We start from the raw sequence: 25,181 nt of genomic DNA, 5'->3' as shown, positions 1-25,181 counted from the left end.
CCGATCGATACCGCGGATCACTATGATCTCGCATTCGTGGACACCGAAACGGTCTTCTCGTTCTCCGCGCACCCGACCCGGCAGCAGCTCGTCGTCTCGATCCGGTGGTTCCTGCGCGGGCAGCTCCGGCTCCTCCGGCTGGGCGGCGCGGTGCTGATCGTGTTCGGGCTGGTCTTCTCGCTCGACGACGAGCTCCTCCTGCGGATCTTCACGGTGCTCTTCGGCCTGGTCTGCATCCTGCTGGTGCCGGAGATCACGGTCCGCGTCGTGGTCGCGAGGATCCAGGGGATGCTCAGCCGCCCGACCGAGTACCGCATCGACGACCAGGGCGTCCGGATGACGAACGACCTGACCGAGTTCTTCGTCCGCTGGATCGCCGTCGACCGCCTCGACGAGGCGCCCGGCCTGCTCATCGCCCGGACCGGGCAGAGCGGCTTCTCCGCGATCCCGACCGGTGGGCTGCCGCCGGAGACGGCCTCCGAGGTCACCGGCTACGTGCGGGCGCACGTCCGGTCCTGAGAGCCGCCCGCTCCGGTCGTCCGCGACAATGGGCGGTATGCGTGACCTCGTACTGCTCGGCTCCACCGGGTCCATCGGCACCCAGGCCATCGACATCGTCCGGCGCAACCCGGACCGGTTCCGGGTGGTGGCCCTCGGCGCGGGCGGCGGCAACGTCGCGCTGCTCGCCGCCCAAGCCCTCGAACTGGGCGTCGAGGTGGTCGGCGTGGCCCGCTCGTCGGTCACCCAGGACCTGCAGCTCGCCTTCTACGCCGAGGCCCAGAAACGCGGCTGGGCGACCGGCGACTTCAAACTCCCCAAGATCGTGGCCGGGCCGGACGCGATGGCCGAGCTCGCCCGCTGGCCCTGTGACGTGGTCCTCAACGGCGTGGTCGGCAGCCTCGGCCTGGCGCCCACCCTGGCCGCCCTGGAGTCCGGCCGGATCCTCGCGCTGGCCAACAAGGAGTCCCTGGTCGCCGGTGGGCCGCTGGTCCGGCGGATCGCCAAGGAGGGGCAGATCGTCCCGGTCGACTCGGAGCACTCGGCGCTCGCCCAGTGCCTGCGCGGCGGCACGGCGGCCGAGGTCCGGCGGCTGGTGCTCACGGCCAGCGGCGGCGCGTTCCGCGGGCGGCGGCGCGAGGAGCTGACGAACGTCACACCCGAGGAGGCGCTCAAGCACCCCACCTGGGACATGGGGCCGGTCGTCACGATCAACTCGGCCACCATGGTCAACAAGGCGCTCGAGGTGATCGAGGCGCACGAGCTGTTCGGGGTGCCGTATGACGACATCGAGGTGATGGTCCACCCCCAGTCGGTCCTGCACTCCCTGGTCGAGTTCACCGACGGGTCGACCCTCGCCCAGGCCAGCCCGCCGGACATGCGGCTGCCCATCGCGCTCGCGCTGGCCTGGCCGGAGCGGGTGCCCGGCGCCGCCGCCGCGGTGGACTGGACCCAGGCCCACAACTGGGAGCTGCGCCCCCTCGACCACGAGGCGTTTCCCGCGGTGGAGCTGGCGAAACAGGCCGGCCGTGCGGGGCGCTGCCGGCCCGCGATCTACAACGCCGCCAACGAGGAGTGTGTGGCCGCTTTCGTCTCCGGTCGGCTACCTTTTCTGGGCATCGTCGACACACTGGAACAGGTGCTGGCAGTGGCCCCGGATTTCGCCGATCCGGGTACCGTCGAGGACGTGCTTGCCGCGGAAGCATGGGCCCGTGCCCAGGCCCAGCGGACCATCGAGACCATGGCTGAAGGAGCCTGATGCTGTTCTGGCTGGGGTGCGCAGCCTTCGCGCTGACGATTCTGATCTCGGTGAGCCTGCACGAGCTGGGTCACATGATCACCGGCAAGCGCTTCGGGATGAAGGTCACGAAGTACTTCGTCGGCTTCGGCCCGACCATCTTCTCGTTCCACCGCGGTGAGACCGAGTACGGTTTGAAGCTCATCCCGCTCGGCGGCTTCTGCAAGATCGTCGGGATGACGCCGCAGGACGACGACGTCGCCCCGGAGGACCAGCACCGCGCCATGTGGCGGTTCCCGGTCTGGAAGCGGACCGTCGTGATGGCCGCCGGCTCGATCACCCACTTCATGCTCGCCCTGATCGGCGCCTGGGCGATGGCGTGGGCCATCGGCCTGCCGAACATGGATCTTCCGCGCACCGGCGCCGAGGAGCGGGCCGCGCCCGCGCAGATTCGCGTGGCCGACTGCCTCCGGACCTCGCTCAGCGACCCCACCGCCACCACCGCCACCGACTGCAAGGTCGGTGTGGGGAGCGCCGCCGCGGGGCCGGCCTCGGCCGCGGGCCTGAAGACCGGAGACGTGATCACCAAGGTCGGCGCCACCCCGGTCGCCAACTACGGGCAGCTCACCGACGCCATCCGGGCCGCGACACCCGGCCCGACCGTCTTCGAGTACACGCGTGCCGGTCAGCCGGCCCAGGCCACCGTCAACCTGATCCCGGCCGAGCGGCGCCCGATCGACGACCCGTCCGGCCCGATCTCCACGGTCGCCGTGGCCGGCATCAGCTGGACCACCGACCTGCCGGCGGTCGTCCACTACAACGCCCTCAGCGCGATCCCGGCCTCCGGTGAGTACAACTGGTTCCTCGTCGAGAACTCGATGCGGGCCATGGCGCGCATCCCGGAGAAGATCCCCGCCCTGTGGAATTCGATCACCGGCGACGAGCGCGACCCGGACACCCCGATCAGCGTCATCGGCGCCAGCCGGATCGGCGGCGAGGCCCTGGAGAAAGGCGTGCCCGAGGTCTTCTGGGGCGTCTTCATCTCGCTGAACGTGTTCATCGGCCTGTTCAACCTGCTGCCACTGCTGCCGGTCGACGGCGGGCACATCGCCATCGCCTGGTTCGAGGCGCTGCGCTCCCGGCTGTACCGCGTGCTCCGGCGACCCGATCCGGGCCGGGTGGACTACTACAAGCTCATGCCGTTGACGTACGCGGTCATCCTGATCGGTGGCGCGTTCACCCTCTTGACGGCGACCGCTGACATCATCAACCCCATTACGATCTTCCCGTGAGCTCGGTACGGGCTCACCTCATCCACGTACCACGGAAGGCCGGGAGCAACCCCCAATGACCGCGATCAGTCTCGGAATGCCTGCGGTACCCCCACCGCCCCTGGCTCCGCGCCGGCAGAGCCGCCAGATCAACGTCGGGGGAGTGCTGGTCGGCGGCGGCGCCCCGATCAGCGTCCAGTCGATGACGACCACCCTCACCTCGGACGTCAACTCCACCCTCCAGCAGATCGCCGAGCTCACCGCGGCCGGCTGCCAGATCGTCCGGGTCGCCGTCCCCTCCCAGGACGACGTCGAGGCGCTGCCCGCCATCGCCAAGAAGTCGCAGCTTCCCGTCATCGCCGACATCCACTTCCAGCCGAAGTACGTGTTCGCCGCGATCGACGCCGGCTGTGCCGCGGTCCGGGTCAACCCGGGCAACATCCGGCAGTTCGACGACAAGGTGAAAGAGATCGCCAAGGCGGCCTCCGACGCCGGCATCCCGATCCGCATCGGTGTCAACGCCGGCTCCCTCGACAAGCGTCTCCTGGAGAAATACGGCAAGGCCACCGCCGAGGCGCTCGTCGAGTCGGCGCTCTGGGAGTGCTCGCTCTTCGAGGAGCACGGCTTCCGCGACATCAAGATCTCGGTCAAGCACAACGACCCGGTCGTCATGATCCGGGCCTATCGGCAGCTTGCTGAGCAGTGCGACTACCCGCTGCACCTCGGGGTCACCGAGGCGGGGCCGGCGTTCCAGGGGACCATCAAGAGCTCGGTCGCGTTCGGCGCCCTGCTCGCTGAAGGCATCGGCGACACGATCCGGGTCTCGCTGTCCGCTCCGCCGGTTGAGGAGATCAAAGTCGGCAACCAGATCCTCGAGTCGCTCGGGCTCCGGGAGCGAGGGCTGGAGATCGTGTCCTGCCCGTCGTGCGGGCGTGCCCAGGTTGACGTCTACACGCTCGCCGAGCAGGTTACGGCGGCGCTTGACGGATTCCCGGTTCCGCTGCGAGTGGCTGTCATGGGGTGTGTGGTGAACGGGCCCGGAGAGGCTCGTGAGGCTGACCTCGGCGTGGCTTCGGGCAACGGCAAGGGGCAGATCTTCGTCAAGGGGAAGGTCATCAAGACCGTTCCGGAGTCGATCATCGTGGAGACGCTTGTCGAGGAAGCGCTCCGGCTGGCCGATGAGATGGGGGCTGAGCTTCCTGACGAGCTTCGGGAGCTGCTTCCCGGGCCTACGGTTACCGTGCACTGAGGTTGGTGGTCGCGGTAGTCGGGGCGGTTGCCCAGCTGGCTTGCGGTAGTCGGGCGGTTGGTCGCGTGGGGTGCGGTAGTCGGGTCGGTTACCCGGTTGGCTTGCGGTGGCTGGATTGCTTGCCCGGCGGGCTGTGGTGACCTGGTGGGCTGCGGTGGCTGGGCCGGTTACGTCGGGTCGGTCGCCTGGTGGCTTGGGGTGGCCGGGTCGGTTGCCTGGTGGGCTGCGGTGGCTGGGTCGGTCGCCCGGTGGGGTGCGGTGGCCGGGTCGGTCGCCCGGTGGGATGCGGTATCCGGGATGGTCGCCGGCTGTGTTTGATTGCTTCGCTTCGCTTCGCGGCAAAACGCCTTTTACCCGGTGACGGGGCAGCCGATTTCCCGCCACCCAGCAAACCCCGCTGGGCGTCGGCAAATCGGATGCCCCGTCACCGGCGGCGTTTTGCTGGCCGTTCTGTGGCTACGGGCGCACTGGGAAACTACGGGGGATGGGGTCGTAGTGAGTACGTGCGGCCGGGGACTACGAGGGGTGGTTGCGGTTCTGCGGTTCCTGGCGGGTCCTTAGGGCCTTGCGGTTCTTGCGTTTTTGTTCTTAGAAGAGGACTGTGGCGAAGCTGCCGGCTGAGGTGAAGCCGCAGTTTGCGTATACGTGGCGGGCTGCTGTGTTGTAGTCGTTCACGTAGAGGCTCACGGTGGGGGCCACACGGCGTAGGGCGTCGGCCACCACCGCGGCCATGGCTGCTGTGGCCAAGCCTCGGCCCCGGTAGCTCGGGTGGACCCAGACTCCCTGGACCTGGGTGGTCCGGCGGGTGACGATGGCCAGCTCCGCCTTGAAGACGACCAGGTCGCCGTCGAAGCGGGCGTAGGCGCGTTTCGCTTTCACCAGATCGGCTATCCGGCGGCGGTAGCCTCGGCCGCCGTCGTCCTGCATGGGGGAGACGCCGACCTCCTCGGTGTACATCGCCACGGCGGCCGGGAAAAGCTGATCGACCTCGCTGGCACGGACCAGCCGGACCGCCGGATCGGGGCGGACCGCCGAGTCGCGGTCGGTCACCAGCAGCGGCTGATGCGGCCGCACGTCACGGGCCGGGCCCCAGTTGCCGCCGAGCCGGTCCCACAGGTCGAGCACCGCCTCCGAGCGGCCGATGATCGACGAGCAGATGCGGGGCTCGGCGCCGAGCAGGTCGGCGAAGGCGGCGGTGGCCGGCGGTGTCGCGCCGACCGGCACCAGGTGCGCCCCGGACCAGATGATCGACTCGACCTGGCGGCGCGGCTCATAGCCGTAGATCCGCCCGTCGGACCGCCACCAGTTCAGCCCGTGGGCTGCCACGCGCTCCGCGATCTGGGCACCCGCATAGGGATCGGCGTCGAGGATCCGCTCGACGGCCGCGCGCTCGGGCTCCCCGAGCTGGCGAATGGGCACCGTCAACACAGGTACCACATTGCCAGATAGCGGGCCGTCGACACGTGTCGCAACCCCGCGATCCCAGAAACCCTTGCCGACGACACGTTGCCGATATATCGTCTAACTATCGACGACAGAACGGAGAAGATCATGAGGCACATGCATGGAGAGCGCGGACACGGTGGACACGGGTGGCACGGCGAGTTCCGCAGGCGCGGGTTCGGCTTCCCGCCCGGATTTCCCTTCGGGGGTCCCGGCGGCCCGGGCGGCCCCGGCTTCCCGCCGCCCGAGTTCGGGCGGCCCGGCGCACGGCGCGGTGGCCGCGGCGGCCGGCAGAATGTCCGTCCCGCGATCCTCGCGCTCCTGGTCGAGCGGCCGATGCACGGCTACGAGATGATCCAGGAGCTCGACTCGCGGACCGGCGGCATCTGGCGGCCCAGCCCCGGCTCGGTCTACCCGACCCTGCAGCTGCTCGAGGACGAGGGCCTCATCGAGGTCACCGCCGAGGGCGGCCGGAAGAGCTACCGGCTCACCGAGGACGGCCGGCCGGAGGCCGAGGCCGCTGCGGAGAACCCGCCGTGGTCCCAGATCGGCGCCGACACCATGTCCCAGGTGCAGGATTTCCGCGATGCGGCGGTCGGCATCATGGGCGCTCTCAAGCAGGTCGGTTTCAGCGGCACCCCGGAGCAGCGCCAGCGGGCGCTCGAGGTGCTCAACGAGACCAAGCGCAAGCTGTACGCGATCCTCGCCGAAAGCGAGTGACGCCGCCGTCACGCCGGATCCGATCGGCGTGGAGGCTCACCGCGGGACACGTCCGGCCGGGCGTGCCCTGCGGTTCCTGGACCTGCCCAAACCCCGCACCGACGGTTCCGTGGCGACCTACCCTCGATGATGCTGGCGTAGCGGCGGCAGACGGGGGCGAGGTAGCGGAGTTGAGCGAACCCTCCGACGCCGTGATCAACGGGCTCCTGGAGGCCGCGCCCGATGCGATCATCGCGGTCGACCGGGAGGGGCGCATCGAGGTCGTCAACGCGCAGACCGTGCGGATGTTCGGCTACGAGCGCGCCGACCTCATCGGGCAGTCGATCGAACTGCTGGTTCCGGAGCGGTTCCGGGGTCGTCATCCGGGACATCGCCGGGCGTACCTCCGTGATCTTCGTCCTCGCCCGATGGGCGCCGGCGTCCCGCTCACTGCCCGGCGCCGCGACGGCAGCGAATTTCCCGCCGAGATCTCCCTCTCCGCCCTCGCGTCCGGCGGCATGATCGTCGCCGCCGTCCGCGACGTCAGCGACCGGATCCGCCGGGAGGCGAAGTTCCAGGGCCTGCTGGAGGCCGCGCCCGACGCGATCGTCGGTGTCGCCGCCGACGGCCGGATCACCCTCGTCAACGCCCAGGCCGAGAGGCTTTTCGGGTACGAGCGCAGCGAGCTCATGGGCCAGCCGATCGAGGCGCTCGTCCCGGAGTCCGCCCGGGCCCGGCATCCGGACCTGCGGCACCGCTACTTCGCCGACCCGAGGCCCCGGCCGATGGGCTCGGGGGCAGCCCTGCGCGCGCGTCGCCGGGACGGCAGCGAGTTCCCCGCCGAGATCAGCCTCTCCGCGCTGGAGACCGAGGACGGGCTGATCGTCTCGGCCGCCATCCGCGACGTCAGCGATCGCATCGAGGCCCAGGCCGAACGCCAGCGCCTGGAAGCGGAGCGGGAACGCCTCGCCGCCGCCGCCGAGCGGGAGCGCCTCGAAGCCCAGCTCCAGCAGTCCCAGCGCCTGGAGAGCCTCGGACAGCTGGCCGGCGGCGTCGCCCACGACTTCAACAACCTGCTCGCGGTGATGCTCAACTACACCGGCTTCGTCGCCGAGCAGATCCAGGAGGCCGCCGACGCCGACCCGGACAGCGCCTGGCCGCAGGCCTCCCGCGACCTGCAGCAGGTGCTGCGGGCCGGCCGCCGGGCCACCGAGCTCACCCACCAGTTGCTCGCCTTCGGCCGCCGCGAGGTGGTCCGCCCCCGGGTCCTCGATCTCAATGTGGTGATCCGCGAGGTGGAGCAACTCCTGCTGCGTACGCTCGGCGAGCACATCCAGCTGCACGCCGACCTGGAGCCGCGGCTCTGGCCCGTCCTCGCCGACCCCGGCCAGATCGAACAGGTGCTGGTCAACCTCGCCGTCAACGCGCGCGACGCGATGCCCGGCGGTGGCACCCTCACCGTCCACACCGGCAACCAGGAACTCGCCGCCGACGAGGCGGCCCGGATGCGGCCGCCCGTGCCCGCCGGCCGGTACGTACGCCTGCGGGTCGCCGACACCGGCACCGGCATCCCGCCCGATGTGCTGGAACGTGTCTTCGAGCCGTTCTTCACCACCAAGCCGCCCGGTGAGGGCACGGGGCTGGGCCTGGCCACCGTCTACGGCATCATCACCCAGGCCGGTGGGTACGCCACGGTGCAGTCCACTGTCGGCGCCGGCACCGTGGTGGCCGCTCTGCTGCCGGTCACCCAGGAGCTGCCCGCCGCGGTCAGCACGCCCGCCGGGCCCGCCCAGCTGCAACGCGGCGGCGAGACGATCCTGATCGTCGAGGACGAGGAGGCCCTGCGCGCCGTCACCGAACGCATCCTCACGCGCAACGGATACCACGTCGTCAGCGCCGGCGGCGGCCCGGAAGCCCTCAAGATCGTGCAGGATGCGGCCCAGCACATCGACCTGCTGCTCACCGACGTGATCATGCCGCACATGCACGGCCGTCAGCTCGCCGAACATGTCCGGGACGCCCGTCCGGGCCTCCCGGTCGTCTTCATGTCCGGTTATGCCCAGCCGTTCATCACCGGCGAGAGCACCCTCGAACCCAACACCATCCTGATCACCAAGCCGTTCGCCCAGGCCGAACTGCTCGAACGCCTCCGCGAGGCCCTGGACCGAGCCTGAACCGGCCCAGCCGGTCGTGGAGGGCTGTTCGGCGGGTGTCCCGCAGCTCTGAGAGCCGGCTGCCGGCTGGGTCAGGAGGGGTGGCCCAGGGCCGCTATCAGGGCGAGGAGGGCGGGGAGGCCGCCGCGTTCCAGCTCGGGAGTCGGGGTCAGGGCCATGATCGGGACGGTCACTCCGGCGTCGGCGTAGGCCTGCACCCGGGCGCGGCACTCGGCCGGGGAACCGTGCACGATCAGCTCGTCGACCAGCGTGTCCGGGATCGCGGCCAGCGCGCCCTTGCGGTCGCCGGACTGCCAGGCCTGCCACATCGGGGCGAGTTGCTCCTCGCGGCCCAGCCAGCGGTGGAAGGCGGCGTAGGCGGGCACCGTCAGGTAGGCGGTGATCATACGGCGGCCGATCGTACGGGCATACGCGGCGTCCTCGGTCGGGACCATGAAGATCCGGGCGGCCACCTCGAAGCCGGCCGCCGCCTCCTTGGTCTCGGCGAGGGCGGTGGCCACGTCGGCGGGGGAGAGCCAGTTGAGGATCACCCCGTCGGCCTCGGCGGCGGCGAGGCGCAGCATGCCGGGGCGGAGCGCGGCCAGCATGATCTGCGGCGGGATCGCGGGCGGGCGCTCGAGCCGGAACCGGCGCACCGAGAACGTGTCGAAGTCGCCGTCGACCAGCTCGCCGGCGAGGGCGGCCCGGACGAACCGGAGGACGTCGCGGCTGCGGGCGAAGGGCCGCTCGAAGTCGACAGCGTTCCAGTCGCCGACGACCACCGGGGAGGACGCGCCGATGCCGAGCTGGAACCGGCCGGGCGCCGCCTCGGCCAGCGCGCCCGCCGTCATCGCCAGCAGGCCTGGCCCGCGGGTGAAGGCCGGCGCGATCGCCGTGCCCAGGCGCAGCCGCGGCTCCCAGGCGGCGGCCAGCGTCAGCGGGGTGAACCCGTCGGCGCCGGCGACCTCGGCCGACCAGGCGTCGGTGAAACCCGCATCGGCCAGCGCCGAGAAGACGGCGGCGTGCTCGGAGAGCGGAACGCCGCCGAACGGCACGGTCATGCCCCATCGCATCGACATGCCCCTGATCCTGCCGGGCGCATCGGCGTGATGTCCAACACTTCGCCGGAGGTGCGGGATATCCCACGATCCTCCGGCGAAGCACTGATCCGGCGGGGTCAGCCGGTGGTGACGCGGGTCCGCCAGGCGGTGGCGAACGAGGTCTTGCCGTTGGTCCGCAGCAGCGAGCCGTGGTAGATCCGGGCGCCGATGACGAGCATGCCCGCCGCGCTCAGGGCCAGGACCGCCAGCGCCAGGAACGGCTCCCAGGCGGCCGCGCTGTTCTCGAAGATGCGGATCGGCATGGCCATCGGGGAGGAGAGCGGGAAGTACGACAGAGCGGTCAGCGCCGTCGAGTTGTCGCGCAGGAAGAGCACCGCGAAGAACGGGATGAGCACCGCCATCTGCACCGTGCCGGAGGTGCTGCCCAGATCCTCCTGCCGGGCCGCCAGCGCGCCGACCGCCGCCCACAGGGTGGCCAGCATGACGAAGCCGAGGATGAAGAACGGCAGGAACCAGCCGAGCGCGGGCCGGAGCGCGCTGATCACCCCGGCGTCCAGGTCGGCGACCGTGGTCCCGACCAACGCGATCACCGAGAGCAGCGCGATCTGGGCGAAGGCCAGCGTGGTCATCGCGGCGATCTTGCCGGCGAGCAGGGCCCGGGCCGGGATGGTGGCGACCAGGATCTCGACGATCCGGGTCTGCTTCTCCTCGACCACGCTCTGCGCGATCTGCAGGCCGAAGAGCAGGGACGTGATGTAGCAGAGCATGGCCAGGGCCAGCGGTACGAAGATCGCGATGAACTCGTCGAACGGGGGCGGGTCGAGCAGCTCGACCGGCGGGACGGTGCTCAGCGCGTTGAGCACCTCGCTCGGCGCGTCCTCCATGGCCACCACCTTGGGGCCGGGCAGCACCACGGCGTCCACCTCGCCGTCCCGGAGCAGCCGTTCGGCGGCGGCCGGGTCGGCGATCTCACGGACGTCCAGCTGAGCGGCGCGCAGCGGCGCGACGGCGGCGCTGTCGACCACCGCCACCTTCGTCGGGCCGCTGTTGAGCATGGCCGGGATCGCGATCGACGCGATCAGCACGACCAGGAACGACACCGTGCTGAAGATGAACGCCTTGTCCCGGAGCTTGGCGCGGATCTCGCGGCCGAAGACCAGCCGGGCGGCCTGGAGCGTGGTCACTGGATCACCTCTCGGAAGATCTCGGCGAGCGAGGGGCGGACCGGGCCGAACGCGCGGACCGGGCCACGGCCGAGCGCGGCCCGCAGCACCGCCTGCTCGTCGGCTCCGGCGGTCAGGTCGAAGACGGCCTGCGCGCCGTCGAGTTCGAGCAGCGTCACGCCGGGCTCGTCGCGCAGCCAGCCGGCGTCCCCGTCCACCTCGATCCGGAAGCGGGGCAGCGCGTGCTGCTCCCGCAGGCCGGCCCGGGAACCGGCGGCGCGGACCGTGCCGTCCGCGATGATCACCAGGTCGTCGCAGAGACGCTCGACCAGCTCCAGCTGGTGGCTGGAGAAGAGAACGGCGGCGCCGGTGCGAGCCCGCTCGCGGAGCACGGCCAGCACGGTCTCCACCGCGATCGGGTCGAGGCCGGAGAACGGCTCGTCGAGGACCAGCAGCTCGGGGTCGTGGACCAGCGCCGCGGCGATCTGGGCCCGCTGCTGGTTGCCGAGCGACAGCTTCTCCACCGGGTCGCCGGCCCGCTCGGCCAGCTCCAGGCGTTCCAGCAGGGCGGTGGTACGGCGTTTGGCGTCGGCGGCGCTCAGCCCGTGCAGCCGTCCGAGGTAGACGACCTGCTCGCCGACGGTCATCTTCGGGTAGAGCCCGCGCTCCTCCGGCATGTAGCCGAACAGCTGCCGGTCGTTCTTGCTGATCGGGTTGCCACGCCAGGTCACCGTGCCGGTGTCGGCGGCGAGCACCCCCAGGATGATCCGCATGGTGGTGGTCTTGCCGGCGCCGTTCGCGCCGACGAAGCCGGTGAGCCGGCCGGAGTCCACCGTGAACGACACGTCTTTCAGGACCTGCCGATCCCCGAAGGACCGGTTCACGGCCTCCACGTTCAGGACGGTTGTCATGACCATGACGCTAGATGCCGGTCGATGCCGTGTCGTCCGGCGCGCGGGGGTCCTCCTCCAGAAGGACCCTCACCCTCCGGGACGGACCACCCCCAGCTCGTACGCCAGGACGACGGCCTGGGTCCGGTCGCGGGCGCCGATCTTCATGAGGACCCGGCTGACGTGCGTCTTCACCGTGGTCTCGCCGAGCCGCAGGGTGGTCGCGATCTCCGCGTTGGTGGCGCCCCCGGCGAGCAGGACCAGCACCTCGTGCTCGCGGGGGGTCAGCTGGTCCAGGCGTACGCCGGTGGCGTTCGGCGTGGTGAACGTGGAGATGACCCGGCGGGTGACGGCCGGGGCGAGCAGCGCCTCACCGGCGGCGACCACCCGTACCGCCTCGGTCAGGGCCTCCGGGGTGCCGTTCTTGAGCAGGAATCCGCTGGCGCCGGCCCGCAACGCCGCGAACAGGTAGTCGTCGCGGTCGAAGGTGGTCAGGATCAGCACCGACGGGCCGCCCTCGGCGGCGATCCGGCGGGTCGCTTCGAGACCGTCCACGCCGGGCATCTCGACGTCCATCAGCACCACGTCGGGCCGCAGGCGCAGGGCCATCTCGACCGCCCCGGCGCCGTCGGCGGCCTCGCCGACGACGGTGATGTCGTCCTCCATCTCGAGGATGACCCGGAAGCCGGTCCGGACCAGCTGGTGGTCGTCGGCGAGCAGGACGGTGAGGCTCATCGGGCCACCCCCGCCGGGTACGGGAACCGCGCCCGCACCCGGTAGCCGCCGTCCGGATGCGGACCGTGCTCCAGGGCGCCGTCGTGCACCGCCACCCGCTCCCGCATCCCGACCAGGCCCATGCCACCGGCCGACGAGGACCCGCCCCGGCCGTCGTCGGTGACGTCGAGTTCCAGCTCCCCGCTGAGGTAGCGGACCCGGACGTCGAGCACCCGGGCGTGCGCGTGCTTGAGCGTGTTCGTCACCGCCTCCTGGACGATCCGGTACGCGGCCTGGGACAGCGACTCCGGCAGCGGCACCGGGTCGCCGTAGACGGCGTACCGGACGGTCAGCCCGGCCTCCCGGGCCCGGTCGGTGATCTCCTCGAGCCGGTCGACGCCGGCGTTCGGCACCACGTCGTCCGTGGAGGCGGAGGTGGCCCGGAGCGCGCCGAGCATGCGGCGCAGCTCGTCGACGGCGGTGCGGGCGCCCTCCTCGATCGCGGTGAGGGCGGTCCGGGCGCGGGCCGGGTCCTTGTCGAGGGCGCGGCGGCACGCGGACGCCTGGATGCCCATCACCGACACGTGGTGGGCGACGACGTCGTGCAGCTCCCGGGCGATCCGGACCCGCTCGCCGAGGACGGCCCGCTCGGCGGCGAGCTCCTGGGTGGCCCGCAGCTCGGCGGCCTGCTCCTCCAGGTCGTGACTGCGCCGCACGTGCTGCCAGGCGGCGTCGCCCATCAGGTAGCCGAACGCGAAGAACGCCGAGTTGACCACGAACCAGTTGAACGCCACGGACGCCTTCTGGGCTGGCCCGCCGATCTGGTCGGAGAGGAAGAGGTAGCCGACGACGAGCCAGACGAACATCGCGCCGATGATGACGAGCCGCAGGACGCGGGCCCGGTCCCGGTTGCGGCCCCAGGCCCCGAGGGCGTAGATCGCCGCGAACAGCGCGCCGATGGTGACCTGCTGCTCCTGCAGGCCGCGGACCTGGCCGGCGATGAAGGCGGCGCCGATGAAGACGGCGACCACATCGGGGTACGCCCGGCGCAGGGTGAGCGGCAGCGTGAGGGCCAGCACCCAGGCGACCTGCTCGGGCAGGGGCGCGACGTCGGCGGGGTCCACCGTCCGGACGTGGCGGGTGATGAAGAGGTTGGCGACGGCGACGGCGGCGACGGCCAGCCCGATCCACACGTCGGTGCGCCGCTGTGCCGCGGTCGGGCCGGGCCGCACCCAGTCGTCGAGGTTCACCGATGGCATGGGCAGACCATCCCACGGACCCGCAACTGCGGCTCAGTCGCGCCGGGTCTGTGTGGGGATGCTCGCGTCCTGGTCGGGGGTGATCGTGCCGCCCAGCTCACGGATGTGCCGGTGGGCGGACTCGAGACGGTCCTCCAGCGTGACTATCCGGCAGGCGGCGGCGAGGAGGAAACCCTGGTCGAGCAGCAGCCGGACGCGGGCGGCGAGGTCGAGCTGGTGACGGGAGTAGCGGCGGTGGCCACCGGCCGAGCGCTCCGGCTCGATCAGGCCAGCCTCGTCGAGGCTGCGCAGGAAGGCGGCCGTCACCCCGAGCGTCTCGGCGGCGCGGCCCATGCTGAACACCGGACTGTCACGGTCCATGGTGTCCATCAAGCCATAGTCCAGGGCCCCGGCGGGTAACCGGGGCCCTGGCTTTTCAATTCTGGTGCCGGACTCTGCCGGCGCATGTGGTCGACCGGCTGCGTGCCGCTAGCAGTCGACCAGAGTGATGGGCATCGGCTGCGATCACCTCTTGTCGGGCCGGGGACGTCGTGATTACGCGTTGCTGCGGTATCTCGTCCTCCTTCTCCAACTCAGCGACAGTGCCAGTTGCTTGTCGGCCGTGACCGACAACCCAAATGTAGGCCGCCTGCGGCGAAATTTCTAGTGTCGCCGCTGTAGATTTTTTCAACGAAAGGCTTTCCGAGCTGCGAAAACTCTTTCGTTGACGAAGTAGTTGATGAAGGAGTGGTGCGGCGGCGGTGCGGGACGGGCGCTGAGGAAGAGAGAGGTGACCGCGCCCCGCACCGCCGCCGGCGGAGAGGTGTCCACAGTCGATCCGGCCGAGGGATCGCTCTCGTCAAGGATCGCCTCAGGACTCATCCGCGGCAACGCAATTAACGCTGTGCATTGACTGTCGTAACACGGCGGAGCGATCATGACCCGAGCAGTGGCTCAGGTCACAGTCCTTCGTGTGTAGGGGGCATCCCGATGAGCACCGACGAGGAAAGACTCGCCCAACTCGGCTACAAACAGGAACTCCACCGCCGGCTCTCCGGCTTCTCCAACTTCGCCGTCTCGTTCTCGATCATCTCGATCCTGGCCGGGGCGATCACCTCGTACGGCATCGCCATGAAGGCCGGTGGACCGGTCGCGATCACCCTCGGCTGGCTCTTCGTCGGCATCATGGTGACCTTCGTGGCGCTGGCCATGGCGGAGGTCTGCTCGGCCTACCCGACCGCGGGCGCGCTCTACTGGTGGGCCGCCGCGCTGGCCAGGAAGAACAAACCCGCCTGGGCCTGGTTCATCGGCTGGTTCAACTTCCTCGGCGAGGTCGCGGTGACAGCGGCCATCGACTTCGGCGCGGCGATCACCACGGCGGCGTTCTTCAGCCTGACCTTCGGCCTGGAGGTGACGGCGACCTCGACGTTCCTGATCTTCCTGGTCATCATCGTCGTGCACGGTCTGCTGAACACCTTCGGCGTCAACCTGGTGCGGGTGCTCTCCGACGTGAGCGCCTGGTGGCACCTGGCCGGCGTCGCGGTGATCGTCGGGGTGCTCGCCGTCGTGCCCGACCAGCACAAGCCGTTCTCCGAGGTGTTCACCGAGGTCTACAACGCGACCGGGTTCACCTTCGCCGGGGCGGGCGTCTACGCGGTGCTGATGGGCCTGCTGATGGCGCAGTACACGTACACCGGCTACGACGCCTCCGCGCACGTCGCCGAGGAGACCCACGACGCCGCCAACGCCGCGCCCCGCGGCATCGTGATGTCGGTGGTCGTCTCGGTGATCGCCGGTTTCGTCCTGCTGGTCGCCATCACCTGGTCCATCCAGGACTACGAGGGCGCGCTCGGCACCGACCTGGGCCTGCCGCCGGCGCAGATCTTCATCGACGCGGCCGGCCACGACACCGGGGTGTTCCTGCTCTTCATCTGCATGGTGGCGCAGTGGTTCTGCGGCATGGCGTCGGTCACCGCCAACTCCCGGATGTCCTACGCCTTCGCCCGTGACGATGCGATCCCCGGATCGCGGATCTGGAAGAAGGTCAATCCCCGCACGGGTACGCCCACCAACTCCATCTGGCTCTGCGTGGGCCTGTCCACCCTCCTGGTCCTGCCGTCGCTCTGGAACACGGTCGCCTACTTCGCGGCCACCTCGATCGCGGTCATCGGCCTCTACATCGCCTATGTCGGCCCGGTGCTGCTGCGCCGGCTCAACCCGGACTTCCAGCCCGGCCCGTGGAATCTCGGGAAGTGGAGCGCGCCGGTGGGCTGGATCGCGATCGTCTGGGTAGGGATCATCTGCGTGCTCTTCGTCCTGCCGCCCGGCAGCCCGATCACCGCCGAGACGTTCAACTACACGATCGTCGCCGTGGCGGTGGTGCTCGGCGCGGCCGCGATCTGGTGGTTCGCGAGCGCCCGCAACTGGTTCACCGGCCCGAAGCAGAACCTCCTGGAGAAGGCCGCCCACGGCGAGTCCGTCGACTGATAGGACTGAACACATGGATCTCGAGGAACTCGACGTCTCCGTCGACAACGGCAGCATCGACACCGTGCTCCTGGCCCTGACCGACATGCAGGGCCGGCTGCAGGGCAAGCGGCTGCACGGACGGTATTTCCTGGACGAGGTGGTGTCCGGCGGCAGCGAGGGATGCAACTACCTGCTCGCCGTCGACGTGGACATGAACACCGTCGACGGGTACGACATGTCCTCCTGGTCCACCGGTTACGGCGACTTCGTGATGAAGCCCGACTTCAGCACGCTGCGCCGGGTCCCGTGGCAGCCCGGCACCGCGCTGGTCCTCGCCGACCTGCTCGACACCGCCGGGCAGCCGGTGCTCGCGTCACCCCGGCAGATCCTGCGCCGCCAGCTCGACCGGCTGGCGGCGCACGGGCTGACCGCGTACGCCGGCACCGAACTGGAGTTCGTCCTCTACAAGGACAGCTACGAGCAGGCGTTCACCAAGAATTACCGCGATCTGGTCCCGGCCAACCAGTACAACGTGGACTACTCGCTGCTCGGCACCGCCCGGGTCGAGCCGCTGCTGCGCCGGATCCGCAACGAGATGTACGGCGCCGGTTTGATCCCGGAGAGCGCCAAGGGCGAGTGCAACTACGGCCAGCACGAGATCGCGTTCCGCTACGCCGACGCGCTGACCAGCGCCGACAACCACGTGATCTACAAGAACGGCGCGAAGGAGATCGCCGCCCAGGAGGGCATGGCGCTGACCTTCATGGCCAAGCCCAACGAGCGGGAGGGCAACTCCTGCCACATCCACTTCTCGCTGCGCGACGAGAACGGGCGGTCGGCGATGCTCGGCGACGGCCCCGCGCACCTGAGCGAGACCGGGCAGCGGGTGCTGGCCGGCCTGCTCGCCACCATGCGGGAGTTCAGCCTGCTCTTCGCGCCGAACATCAACTCGTACAAGCGGTACCAGCCGGGGTCGTTCGCGCCGACCGCGCTGCGCTGGGGCGTCGACAACCGGACCTGTGCGCTGCGGATCGCCGGGCACGGGCAGGGCATGCGGGTGGAGAACCGGGTGCCGGGCGGGGACGTCAACCCGTACCTGGCGATCGCCGCCCTGGTCGCCGGCGCGCTGCACGGCATCGAGAACGAGCTGCCGCTGGAGCCCGAGTTCGCCGGCAACGCGTACCAGGACGAGACCGCCGAGCGGGTGCCGGGGACCCTGCGTACGGCGACCGAGCTCTGGGCGGCCAGTTCGGTGGCGGAAACCGCGTTCGGGGCGGACGTGGTGGCCCATTACGCGAACATGGGGCGGGTGGAGCTGGCGGCCTACGACGCGGCGGTGACCGATTGGGAGTTGCGCCGTGGATTCGAGCGCCTCTGAGTGTGAGGATCTTGGCGTGGGGACTACAGAGGTGATCAACCCGTCGACGGGCGAGGTCTTCACGACCGTACCGTCGCTGGGGTTGGAAGAGACCGATGCCGCCATCGACCGTGCCCGGAAGGCCTTCGGTGAGTGGCGGAGGGTGTCGCCCGGGGACCGTGCCAGGCTGCTGCGGCGCTTCGCGACGGTGGTCGAGGAGAACATCGAGGACCTTGCACAGCTGGAGGTGCGCAACGCCGGTCACACCATCGGCAACGCCCGGTGGGAGGCCGGCAACGTCCGGGACGTGCTGAACTACTACGCCGGAGCGCCGGAGCGGCTGTCCGGGCGGCAGATCCCGGTGGCCGGCGGTGTCGACGTGACCTTCCACGAGCCGCTCGGCGTGGTCGGCATCATCGTGCCGTGGAACTTCCCGATGCCGATCGCCGGCTGGGGTTTCGCGCCCGCGCTGGCGGCCGGCAACACGGTGGTGCTGAAACCGGCCGAGCTGACGCCGCTGACCGCGATCCGGCTCGGCGAGCTGGCGCTGGAGGCGGGGCTGCCGGAGAACGTGTTCCAGGTGGTGCCGGGCAAGGGCAGTGTGGTGGGGCAGCGGTTCGTCACCCACCCGGCGGTCCGCAAGGTCTGCTTCACCGGCTCCACCGAGGTCGGCAAGTCGATCATGGCGGGCTGCGCCGGCCAGGTGAAACGAGTGACCCTGGAGCTGGGCGGCAAGAGCGCCAACGTGATCTTCGCGGACGCCGATCTGGAAGCCGCCGCCGCGGCCGCTCCGGGCGCCGTCTTCGACAACGCCGGCCAGGACTGCTGCGCGCGGTCCCGGCTGCTCGTCGAGGCCTCGGTCTACGACCGGTTCCTGGGGCTGCTGGAGCCGGCCGTCCGGGACTTCCGGGTGCTGGACCCGTCCGACGAGTCGGCCGAGATGGGCCCGCTGATCTCGTCCGGGCAGCGCAGCTCGGTCGCGTCCTACCTGGACGGCGCCGACGTGGCGTTCCGCGGCTCCGCGCCCGAGCGCGGTGGCTGGTGGTTCCCGCCGACGGTGCTGCTGGCCTCGTCGGCCGGCGACCGGCACTGGCGTGAGGAGATCTTCGGGCCGGTGGTCAGCGTGCTGCCGTTCCGGGACGAGGCCGAGGCGATCGAGCTGGCCAACGACACCGAGTACGGTCTGTCCGGCTCGATCTGGACCCGGGACGTGGGCCGCGCGCTCCGGGTCTCGCGGGCGGTGGAGACCGGCGCGTTGAGCGTCAACAGCAACTCCTCGGTGCGCTACTGGACGCCGTTCGGTGGCATGAAACAGTCCGGTCTCGGCCGCGAGCTGGGCCCGGACGCATTGCTGTCCTTCACCGACGTGAAGAACGTGTTCCTGGCTACGGGAGAATAAGTGGAACGTCTACAGGATCGGGTCGCCGTGATCACCGGCGCCGGCAGCGGTATCGGTCTGGCCACCGCCCGGCGGTTCGCCGCGGAGGGCGCCAAGGTCGTCGCCGTGGACATCTCCGAGGACGCGGGCAAGGCCGTGGCCGAGGAGGTCGGCGGCGAGTTCGTGGCCTGTGACGTCAGCGACGAGGAGCAGGTCAAGGCCCTCTTCGACGGCGTCGCGGAACGGCACGGGCGGGTCGACATCGCCTTCAACAACGCCGGCATCTCACCGCCCGACGACGACTCGATCCTGGTCACCGGCCTGGACGCGTGGGAGCGCGTCCTCAAGGTCAACACCACGAGCGTCTTCTTCTGCTGCAAGTACGCCATCCCGCACATGCAGCGGCAGGGCAAGGGCTCGATCATCAACACCGCGTCGTTCGTCGCCCTGCTCGGCGCGGCCACCTCGCAGATCGCCTACACCGCCAGCAAGGGCGGTGTGCTCGCGATGACCCGGGAGCTGGGCGTGCAGTTCGCCCGCGAGGGCATCCGGATCAACGCGCTCTGCCCCGGCCCGGTGGCCACCCCGCTGCTGATGGAGCTGTTCGCCAAGGACCCGGAGCGGGCCGCCCGCCGGCTGGTGCACGTGCCGATGGGCCGCTTCGCCGAACCGGACGAGATCGCCGCCGCCGTCGCGTTCCTGGCGAGCGACGACGCCTCCTTCATGACGGCGTCGCAGTTCGTCGTCGACGGCGGCATCACCGGAGCGTACGTAACTCCGCTGTGAGGTTTACCGACCCGCTACGGTGGGGATGGAAACCCCTAACACCAGCTCAACAAAGGTGCAAGGGGTCGAATCCCCGCCCGTACGGGTCAGATCCCCGTGTAGGTGGGACAGATGGGCCCGTGACGCGGCGTCGGTTCACCGGCGCCGCGCGCCTGTGACTACGGTGGTGCGATGCGTCCGATCATCGGCATAACGTCCTATGTGCTGCCCGCCAGCTGGGGCGTCTGGACCGATCTCCCGACCGCGCTGGTGCCGCACGACTACACCGAGGCGGTCCGGCTCGCCGGTGGCCGCGCGGTGGTGCTGCCGCCGGACGACCTCGACGCGGACGTGCTCGACCGGATCGACGGCCTGCTGCTGGCCGGCGGCGCCGACCTGCACCCCTCGCTGTACGGCCAGGAGCCCGGCCCGTACACCGTCGCCCAGCCCGATCGGGACGCCGGGGAGCTGACCCTGCTGCGCGGCGCCCTCGACCGGGACCTGCCGATCCTCGGTGTCTGCCGCGGCATGCAGCTGCTCACCGTCGTCGCCGGCGGGACCCTGCACCAGCATCTGCCCGACACGCTCGGCCACGAGAAGCACCGTCCCGGGCCGGGCGTCTACGGGTCGCAGCAGGTGCTGCTCGACCCGGAAAGCAGGATCGCCGCTCTGATGGGCGACGACCTGACCATCAACTGCTTCCACCACCAGGGCGTCGCCGACCCGGGCTCGCTGACCGTGACCGGGCGGGCCACCGACGGCCTTCCCGAAGTGGTCGAGGACCCGGAGCGACGTTTCGTGCTCGGTGTCCAGTGGCATCCGGAGGTGAGCCGGGACCGGCGGCTCTTCGGAGCCCTGGTGGCGGCGGCGTCGAAGGAGCTCACGCAAGCATGCGCAGACCGCTGATCGGACTCACCGCCTACGCCGAACAGATCCACCACGGCCGCAACGACCTGATGGCCGCGATGCTGCCGATGAACTACGTGAAGGCGGTGCACGCCACCGGCGGCCGGGCCGTCCTGATCACCCCGGACGACCCGGGCACCGACGTGCTCGAATCGCTGGACGGCATCGTCTTCTGCGGCGGCGGCGACATCGACCCGGCGAACTGGGGCGCCCCGCGGCACCCGGCCACCGAGGTCGACACGGTCCGGGACACCTCCGAGCTGATGCTGATGCGCGCCGCCCTGGAGGCCGGCCTGCCGATGCTCGGCGTCTGCCGGGGCATGCAGCTGATGGCCGTGGCCACCGGCGGCTCCCTGCACCAGCACCTGCCCGACCTGGTCGGGCACGAGCGCCACCGGGCCGCGGCCGGCACCGACCCGCTCGCCGCGGGCGCCTCCGACTACGGCCGGCACGACGTGGTCGTCGAGGAGGGCAGCGCGGCACACCGCCTGTTCGGGCGCACCCTGACGGTGAACTCGTTCCACCATCAGGCGATCGCCGATCCGGGTGAGTTCCTGCCGGTCGGCTGGTGCCCCGACGACCAGGTCATCGAGATCGTCGAGCATCCCGGCCGGTCCTTCGCCCTCGGCGTGCAGTGGCACCCCGAGCGCACCTCCGACCTGCGCGCCTTCGCCGCGCTGGCGGAGGCCTCGGCACGGGCCCGCGCGGTGGCCGCCTGACCGGCGCGCCGGCCCGCGCGGCCGCGGCCTGACGAGCGGGAACACCGGTCCGGTGTTAACGTGCCACCGGACCGGATGTGGGGGAGGCATGTATATGGGCGCCCTGCCGAGGCGGCTCCACAACGCCTTCGCGCGGGGCGGCGAGATGGGCGCCCGGATGTCCACCCTGGACTGGTCGGCGACCGCGGTGGGAGAGCCGTCGTCCTGGCCGCCGGAGCTGGCCGACGCGGTGGTGACCATGCTGGCGTCGCGCGCCCAGATCATCGTCTTCTGGGGCCCGGAGCACACCGTGTTCTACAACGACGCCTACACCGGGACGATGGGCAGCAAACACCCCGGTTTCCTGGGCCGGCCCGGCAGCGAGCTGTGGGCCGAGGTGTGGGACGTGCTGCGCGAGCTGTTCCACGGGGTGATCGCGAACGACGAGTCGTTCTACGCCCGCGACCACCAGTTCATGATCGAGCGGAACGGGTTCGTCGAGGAGACGTACTTCGACATCTCGTACGACCCGATCCGCTCCGAGGAGGGCGTGCCCGGCGGCGTGATGTGCATCGTCACCGAGACCACCGCCCGGGTCCTCGGCGAGCGCCGGGTGCGCACGCTCAGCGCCTTGGGCCGCCGCCTGGCCGACTCGCCGGACCAGTCCGCCCTCGCCGCCGAGGCGGCCGCCGTGCTGACCGCGGCCGAGGACGTGCCGTACGCCGCACTGGTCCTGGACGATCCGGACCGTCACCCGGCGATCCGCGCGGTGATCACGAGCGGCCGGCCCGGCCTGGTCCCGCTGGCCGAGCTGACCAGCCCGGCGCCGTCCGCCGCGGCCGAGGCCCTGGTGCTGCCGATCGGCGTGGCGGCGGACACGGTCGGCGCGCTGGTCGTCGGGGTCAGCCGCTACCTGGCGCTGGACGGCGACTACCGCGACTTCCTCGACCTGGCGGCGGCACAGATCTCCCGGGCGGTGGCCAACGTCCGGGCGTACGAGCAGGAGCGCCGCCGGGCCGCCGAGCTGGCCGCCCTGGACCAGGCGAAGACCAACTTCTTCTCCAATGTGAGCCACGAGTTCCGTACCCCGCTGACCCTGATCCTCGGGCCGTTGGAGGACCTGATCGAGGAGGCGGCGCCGGACCGGCCGCTGCGGGACCGCCTGCTCCCGGTGCACCGCAACGCGCTGCGGCTGCTCAAGCTGGTCAACACCGTGCTCGACTTCTCCCGGATGGAGTCCGGGCGGATGGCGGCCGTCTTCCGGCCCACCGACCTGGCGCAGCACACCGCGCGGCTGGCCGGCACGTTCCGCCCGGCCATCGAGCGGGCCGGGCTGACGCTGACCGTCGACACGCCACCGCTGGACGAGCCGGTCCACGTCGACCACGAGCTGTGGGAGAAGATCGTCTTCAACCTGCTCTCCAACGCGGTGAAATTCACCCGCGACGGTGGCGTCGAGGTCCGGATGAGCGCCGAGGACGGCCATGCCGTGCTGTCCGTGCGCGACACCGGCGTCGGCATCCCCGAAGCCGAGCAGGCGCTGCTCTTCGACCGGTTCCACCGGGTCACCGGCGCCTGGTCGCGGAGCCACGAGGGCACCGGCATCGGGCTGGCCCTGGTCCGCGAGCTGGCCGGCCTGCACGGCGGCTCGGCCGGCGTGCGCAGCCGGCTCGGCGAGGGCAGCGAGTTCACCGTCCGGATCCCGTTCGGCGCCGCGCACCTGCCGCCGGACCGGCTCAGCGACGACCCCGCGCCGCCCGGCGACCCGGTCGAGCCGCGGCTCTGGGTCGACGAGGCGACCTGGTGGGCCGGCGACGGCCCGGCCGCCCCGCAACCGGTGCACCGCGGGGCCGGGGGCCGGATCCTGCTCGCCGACGACAACGCCGACCTGCGCGAGCACGTGTCCCGGCTGCTCGGGCCGTACTGGGACGTGACCGCCGCGGTGGACGGCGTGGACGCCCTGGAACTGGCCCGCGAGCAGCAGTTCGACCTGGTGCTCACCGACGTGATGATGCCCCGGCTGGACGGCTTCGGCCTGATCGCCGGGCTGCGCGCCGATCCGCGTACCCGGGATGTGCCGATCGTCGTCCTCTCCGCCCGCGCCGGTGAGGAGGCCGCCGTCGAGGGCCTGTCCGCCGGCGCCGACGACTACCTGGTCAAGCCGTTCTCCACCCGGGAGCTGACCGCCCGGGTCCGGGCCAACCTGGAGCTGGGGCAGCGCCGCCGGGAGACCGTGAGCCGGCTGCGCGGGCTGGTCGACGCGGGCGCCGCCCTCAACGCCGTGCCCACCACCGCCGAGGTGCTGGAGGTCGCGGCCCGGCACGTGCTGGCCATGACCTCGGCCGGCCGGGTGGTGCTGACCACCCCGGAGGGCCGGGCCGAACGTGACGGCGGCGCGGCCGGATCCGCCCCGCCCGACCTGATCCTGCCGTTGCCGGCCACCGGCGGGCCGCCGCTCGGCGAGCTGCGGGTGTGGTCCGGCGCCGGTGTCCCGGCCGAGCCGGTCCTGCTCACCCAGCTCGCCCGCCTGGTCGGTCTGCGGCTGGCCAACGCCCGCCTCTACGAGACCGAGCACCGGATCGCCTCGACCCTGCAGCACAGCCTGCTGCCGCACTCGCTGCCGCGGGTGCCGGGCGCCATCGTCGCCGGGCGGTACGTGCCGGGCAGCAGCGAGGCGCGGGTCGGCGGCGACTGGTACGACGTCATCGCCGGCCCGGATGGCGTCCTGTACCTGGTCATCGGCGATGTCGTGGGCAAGGGCGTGCAGGCCGCGGCGGGCATGGGTCAGCTGCGGAACGCGCTCCGGGCGTACCTCCTCGAAGGTTTCGACTGCGGCGCCGCGCTGACCCGGCTGAACCGGCTGGTCGACACGCTCGGCCGGCGGCAGTTCGCCACAGTGCTCTGCGTCGGGTTCGACCCGCGGACCCGGCGGATGAGCTTCTCCTCGGCCGGGCACCCGTCCCCGGTCCTGATCCCGCCCGGAGCGCAGGGCGCCTTCCTGTACAGCTCCGCGCTCGGCCCGCCGATCGGCGCGCTCGGCGACGTCACGTTCCCGACCCGGGAGACCGAGCTGACCGCCGGGACGCGCCTGCTGCTCTACACCGACGGCCTGATCGAGGATCGCCGGCAGGGCATCGACACCGGCCTCGCCGAGCTGACCGCCGACGTCGCCAAACCCACCGAGCACGTCGACGACCTGCTGGACGCGCTGCTGGCCAAGGCGGCCGGGCAGATCCGCCGCGACGACATCGCCCTGGTCGCGCTGGAGGTGACCGAACCCCGCGAGTTCGTGCTGCGGCTGCCCGCCGAAGCGGGCCGGCTCACCCTGCTGCGCCGCCGGCTGGAGGATTTCCTGGCCGCGCACGGTGTGCCCGACGAGGACGCCTTCGACCTGGTGGTGGCGGTCTCCGAGGCGGCCGCCAACGCCGTCGAGCACCCGATCGACCCGGCCGAGCCGGTGATCACCGTGACGGCATCGCTCCAGGAGGACGCGGTGCTGGTGGCGGTCCGCGACACCGGCACCTGGCGTCCGGCCGGTGACGCCGGGTTCCGCGGCCGGGGCCTGGCCCTGATCGGCGCGCTCACCGAACTGTCGGTGCACCGCTCCACGGAAGGCACCGAGGTGACGCTGCGGCGGCCGCTCAGCCGTCCTTGAGCCAGGGCTGGCCGCCGAGCCCGGAGATGTCGAGCACCCGGCGCACCCGCTCGGACGGGAGCACCTCGATCGCGCCCGCATAGTGCTCGACCAACCGGACCAGGGTGTGGATCGCGGCCGAGTCGAAGAAGGTCACCGCCCGCAGGTCCACTGTCGCGGCCGTCACCCGGACGGGTGTGGCCGCCTCGTACAGCGCTCCGGCGGTGGCCATGTCGACCTCGCCGGTCACCGTGACGGTCACACGATCGCCGGCCACCTCGCCGACCGCGGAGAAGCTCGGGTCCGCCCCCTCTTGATCCACGCCGAACACGATTCCACAGCGGTCCGTACAGCGGCA

21 protein-coding genes are annotated in these 25,181 nt (G+C 71.1%); 13 read left to right on the top strand and 8 right to left on the bottom strand.

Annotated features, from left to right (window positions below; genetic code table 11):
- The first annotated feature begins 36 nt into the window (after window positions 1-36).
- From BM290_RS33455 to ispG, 4 genes are read left to right on the top strand one after another with little or no spacing between them, the layout of a single operon-like run.
- Window positions 37-519 carry a hypothetical protein gene (locus BM290_RS33455; RefSeq protein ID WP_093619917.1) on the top strand — a complete coding sequence of 161 codons (483 nt, stop codon included), beginning with the start codon at window positions 37-39 and terminating at the stop codon, window positions 517-519.
- A 28-nt stretch (window positions 520-547) separates the two neighbouring features.
- A complete protein-coding gene (dxr, locus tag BM290_RS33450) occupies window positions 548-1,756 on the top strand; it encodes a 1-deoxy-D-xylulose-5-phosphate reductoisomerase (RefSeq protein WP_093619916.1) in 1,209 nt (402 codons plus the stop codon).
- Window positions 1,756-3,027, top strand: a complete 1,272-nt coding sequence (locus tag BM290_RS33445; protein ID WP_093619915.1) for a M50 family metallopeptidase — start codon at window positions 1,756-1,758, stop codon at window positions 3,025-3,027. The genes dxr and BM290_RS33445 overlap by 1 nt, the downstream gene beginning before the upstream one ends.
- Before the next feature lie 55 nt (window positions 3,028-3,082).
- Window positions 3,083-4,255 carry a flavodoxin-dependent (E)-4-hydroxy-3-methylbut-2-enyl-diphosphate synthase gene (gene ispG / locus BM290_RS33440; protein WP_093619914.1) on the top strand — a complete coding sequence of 391 codons (1,173 nt, stop codon included), beginning with the start codon at window positions 3,083-3,085 and terminating at the stop codon, window positions 4,253-4,255.
- A gap of 588 nt (window positions 4,256-4,843) precedes the next feature.
- Here the strand turns inward: ispG and BM290_RS33435 are convergent.
- Window positions 4,844-5,683 carry a GNAT family N-acetyltransferase gene (locus tag BM290_RS33435; protein ID WP_093619913.1) on the bottom strand — a complete coding sequence of 280 codons (840 nt, stop codon included), beginning with the start codon at window positions 5,681-5,683 and terminating at the stop codon, window positions 4,844-4,846.
- Between the two features lie 123 nt (window positions 5,684-5,806).
- Between BM290_RS33435 and BM290_RS33430 the strand changes: the two genes are divergently transcribed.
- Window positions 5,807-6,418, top strand: coding sequence for a PadR family transcriptional regulator (locus BM290_RS33430; protein WP_093619912.1), 612 nt, complete (start codon window positions 5,807-5,809; stop codon window positions 6,416-6,418).
- A 170-nt stretch (window positions 6,419-6,588) separates the two neighbouring features.
- A complete protein-coding gene (locus BM290_RS33425) occupies window positions 6,589-8,571 on the top strand; it encodes a hybrid sensor histidine kinase/response regulator (protein ID WP_093619911.1) in 1,983 nt (660 codons plus the stop codon).
- Between the two features lie 71 nt (window positions 8,572-8,642).
- Here the strand turns inward: BM290_RS33425 and BM290_RS33420 are convergent, their stop codons facing one another.
- The 6 genes from BM290_RS33420 to BM290_RS33395 all read right to left on the bottom strand — a co-directional run bounded on the left by BM290_RS33420 (window position 8,643) and on the right by BM290_RS33395 (window position 14,006).
- Window positions 8,643-9,611, bottom strand: coding sequence for an LLM class F420-dependent oxidoreductase (locus tag BM290_RS33420; protein ID WP_093619910.1), 969 nt, complete (start codon window positions 9,609-9,611; stop codon window positions 8,643-8,645).
- A 116-nt stretch (window positions 9,612-9,727) separates the two neighbouring features.
- Window positions 9,728-10,795, bottom strand: a complete 1,068-nt coding sequence (locus tag BM290_RS33415) for an ABC transporter permease (protein WP_093619909.1) — start codon at window positions 10,793-10,795, stop codon at window positions 9,728-9,730.
- Complete coding sequence (locus tag BM290_RS33410; RefSeq protein ID WP_093619990.1) at window positions 10,792-11,685, bottom strand: ABC transporter ATP-binding protein; 894 nt, start codon at window positions 11,683-11,685, stop codon at window positions 10,792-10,794. The genes BM290_RS33415 and BM290_RS33410 overlap by 4 nt, the downstream gene beginning before the upstream one ends.
- A gap of 69 nt (window positions 11,686-11,754) precedes the next feature.
- The gene (locus BM290_RS33405) at window positions 11,755-12,399 is read right to left on the bottom strand and encodes a response regulator (protein WP_093619908.1); all 645 of its coding nucleotides are present in this window, start codon (window positions 12,397-12,399) and stop codon (window positions 11,755-11,757) included.
- Window positions 12,396-13,637 (bottom strand): sensor histidine kinase, encoded by a 1,242-nt coding sequence (locus BM290_RS33400; protein ID WP_093619907.1) that lies wholly within the window; start codon window positions 13,635-13,637, stop codon window positions 12,396-12,398. Before BM290_RS33400 ends, BM290_RS33405 begins: the two co-directional genes overlap by 4 nt.
- Before the next feature lie 33 nt (window positions 13,638-13,670).
- Window positions 13,671-14,006 (bottom strand): MerR family transcriptional regulator, encoded by a 336-nt coding sequence (locus BM290_RS33395; RefSeq protein WP_093619906.1) that lies wholly within the window; start codon window positions 14,004-14,006, stop codon window positions 13,671-13,673.
- A 600-nt stretch (window positions 14,007-14,606) separates the two neighbouring features.
- Here BM290_RS33395 and BM290_RS33390 point away from each other — a divergent pair.
- The 7 genes from BM290_RS33390 to BM290_RS33360 all read left to right on the top strand — a co-directional run bounded on the left by BM290_RS33390 (window position 14,607) and on the right by BM290_RS33360 (window position 24,844).
- A complete protein-coding gene (locus BM290_RS33390) occupies window positions 14,607-16,103 on the top strand; it encodes an amino acid permease (protein WP_093619905.1) in 1,497 nt (498 codons plus the stop codon).
- A 13-nt stretch (window positions 16,104-16,116) separates the two neighbouring features.
- Window positions 16,117-17,463 (top strand): glutamine synthetase family protein, encoded by a 1,347-nt coding sequence (locus BM290_RS33385; protein ID WP_093619904.1) that lies wholly within the window; start codon window positions 16,117-16,119, stop codon window positions 17,461-17,463.
- A gap of 16 nt (window positions 17,464-17,479) precedes the next feature.
- The gene (locus tag BM290_RS33380; RefSeq protein ID WP_177320003.1) at window positions 17,480-18,841 is read left to right on the top strand and encodes an aldehyde dehydrogenase family protein; all 1,362 of its coding nucleotides are present in this window, start codon (window positions 17,480-17,482) and stop codon (window positions 18,839-18,841) included.
- The gene (locus tag BM290_RS33375) at window positions 18,842-19,606 is read left to right on the top strand and encodes a 3-oxoacyl-ACP reductase (protein WP_093619902.1); all 765 of its coding nucleotides are present in this window, start codon (window positions 18,842-18,844) and stop codon (window positions 19,604-19,606) included.
- Window positions 19,607-19,777: 171 nt separating this feature from the next.
- Window positions 19,778-20,491, top strand: coding sequence for a gamma-glutamyl-gamma-aminobutyrate hydrolase family protein (locus BM290_RS33370; protein ID WP_093619901.1), 714 nt, complete (start codon window positions 19,778-19,780; stop codon window positions 20,489-20,491).
- On the top strand, window positions 20,476-21,210 hold the full coding sequence (locus BM290_RS33365) for a gamma-glutamyl-gamma-aminobutyrate hydrolase family protein (RefSeq protein ID WP_093619900.1): 735 nt from the start codon (window positions 20,476-20,478) through the stop codon (window positions 21,208-21,210). Before BM290_RS33370 ends, BM290_RS33365 begins: the two co-directional genes overlap by 16 nt.
- A 94-nt stretch (window positions 21,211-21,304) precedes the next feature.
- Window positions 21,305-24,844, top strand: coding sequence for a SpoIIE family protein phosphatase (locus BM290_RS33360; protein ID WP_093619899.1), 3,540 nt, complete (start codon window positions 21,305-21,307; stop codon window positions 24,842-24,844).
- Here BM290_RS33360 and BM290_RS33355 read toward each other — a convergent pair.
- Window positions 24,831-25,145, bottom strand: coding sequence for an STAS domain-containing protein (locus BM290_RS33355; protein WP_239143825.1), 315 nt, complete (start codon window positions 25,143-25,145; stop codon window positions 24,831-24,833). The two genes, BM290_RS33360 and BM290_RS33355, sit on opposite strands and share 14 nt — an antisense overlap.
- Window positions 25,146-25,181: the final 36 nt, after the last annotated feature.

It is taken from the genome of Actinoplanes philippinensis, from assembly GCF_900113015.1.
Classification (GTDB): domain Bacteria; phylum Actinomycetota; class Actinomycetes; order Mycobacteriales; family Micromonosporaceae; genus Actinoplanes; species Actinoplanes philippinensis.
Note: the sequence above shows the minus strand (reverse complement) of the source record. Positions and strands in the feature narration are given on the sequence as shown.